This window comes from Phytoactinopolyspora endophytica, from assembly GCF_004138495.1.
GTDB lineage: Bacteria > Actinomycetota > Actinomycetes > Jiangellales > Jiangellaceae > Phytoactinopolyspora > Phytoactinopolyspora endophytica.
The window spans coordinates 36,202-37,719 of the sequence record NZ_ML142860.1 but is presented as its reverse complement, the minus strand read 5'-3'; the positions used below and the strand labels follow the sequence as shown (position 1 = coordinate 37,719).

General features: G+C 68.0%; 2 protein-coding genes. One reads left to right on the top strand and one right to left on the bottom strand.

What is annotated here, in order from left to right:
* Positions 1-613, top strand: a 613-nt coding sequence (locus ELR45_RS38605; RefSeq protein WP_240759997.1) for a hypothetical protein, incomplete at its 5' end; no start/stop codon positions are given.
* 84 nt (positions 614-697) lie between these two features.
* Here ELR45_RS38605 and ELR45_RS41295 read toward each other — a convergent pair.
* A partial coding sequence (locus tag ELR45_RS41295; protein ID WP_240759995.1) for a GTPase occupies positions 698-1,518 on the bottom strand: 821 nt, incomplete at its 5' end.

Here is a 1,518-nt window from a genome sequence, read left to right as displayed (position 1 = left end):
CGGCGAGGCCGAAGGCGGGCACATCACCGAGGCGACGCCCTGGGCGGCCACCACCCGGAAAGGCCGGCTCCGCGCCGATCTCGACCGCCGCTACCTCGACGCGCACGAGTCCGGCGTCGTCCGCACCGTGCTGGGCCGATCCGCTGACTTCTTCGGACCCGGCGTCCTCAATTCCACGCTTGGCGGAGCATTCTTCCCCGCGGCGCTCACCGGCGAGCCGGCGCTCGCGCTGGGCGATATCCAGCTGCCGCACAGCTACACCTACATCCGTGATGTCGCGCGGGGCATGGCCACTCTGGGCACCACCGACCATGGCGACGGCCGGGTCTGGCACCTACCGACCGTTCCAGCCGTCAGCACGGCCGAGATCCACAGCCTCGTCGGACAGCTCCTCGGACGACCCGTCAACGTCGACCTCCTCACCGAGCCCAAGCCCCATGGCCCGTTCGATGAGCAGGTCATGCGGGAGTACGCGGAGATGTTCTACCAGCACCGCATCCCGCAGAACATGGTGTCCGCCGCTTTCCAGGACGCCTTCGGTGTGCAGCCCACTCCCCTGCTCCAGGCGCTGGGCGAGACGATCGACTGGTACCGCGAGCTCTTGACCCGCTGACTGTGATACCACCAGATGCGCTCCGGGAGCCAAACCGGCCTCTGAGCGCACCTGGCGGTATCGAGGTCGCGAGGATAGCGTGCTTCAGGAGCGGGAACGGCGCTCCCGCACACGCATCGAAAGCTCGATCGGGGTGCCCTCGAAGCCGAATGCCTCACGCAGCCGCCGCTCCAGGAAGCGACGGTACGACGCCTCCAGAAACCCGCTGGTGAACAGGACGAACCGCGGTGGCTTGGTGTCGGCCTGGGTGGCGAACATGATCCGCGGTTGCTTGCCACCCCGGACGGGGTGCGGATGCGCCGACACTACCTCGCCGAGGAAGGCGTTCAGCTTTCCTGTCGGTACCCGGGTCGACCATCCCTCCAGGGCGGTGTCCATCGCGCGCACCAGCCGGTCCACGTGCCAACCGGTGAGCGCCGAGACGTTCACCCGCAGCGCCCACGGCACCTGAATCAGCTGACGGTCGATCTCGCGCTCCAGCATCTCGCGGCGCTCGTCGTCCAGCAGGTCCCATTTGTTGTAGGCCACCACCATCGCCCGCCCGGCGTCGGCGACCATCGAGATGATCCGCAGGTCCTGCTCGGCCAGCGGGTCGCTGGCGTCGATCAGTACTACGCCGACCTCAGCGCGTTCCAACGCCGAAGCCGTCCGCAGCGACGCATAGTACTCCGCGCCGGTGGCTTCCCGGACCTTCCGCCGGATGCCGGCGGTGTCGATGAACCGCCATTCCCGCTCGCCGAGCGTGATCAGCTCGTCGACCGGGTCCACTGTGGTACCGGCCACCGGATCGACGACGACCCGGTCCTCTTTGGCAAGCTTGTTCAACAAGCTGGACTTGCCGACGTTGGGCTTGCCGACCAGAGCCACCCGCCGAGGCCCCTCGACCTCGTCGAAGTTCTCCGCGG